Annotated in this window: 1 pseudogene; it reads left to right on the top strand. The window is 63.9% G+C overall.

What is annotated here, in order from left to right:
- A pseudogene (locus A3730_RS09575) lies at positions 1 to 263 on the top strand (GTPase HflX); the annotation flags it as partial.

Genomic DNA, 263 nt, shown 5'->3' with positions numbered 1-263 from the left:
GGCGCAGTTGCGTCATTTGTCATCCCGCCTGGTGCGGGGCTGGACCCACCTGGAGCGCCAAAAAGGCGGTATCGGCCTGCGTGGCCCGGGTGAGACCCAGCTGGAAACGGACCGCCGTTTATTACGTGACCGTATTCGTGGGATCGAATCGCGCCTGGACAAGGTCCGTAAGCAGCGCGCTCAAGGCCGCCGGGCACGACAGCGCTCGGAAACCCCGCTGATTTCCCTGGTGGGCTACACCAATGCGGGGAAATCCACCCTGT

The sequence above is a fragment of the Alcanivorax sp. HI0044 genome (genome assembly GCF_001634945.1).
This window is presented reverse-complemented; position numbering and strand designations above follow the sequence as displayed.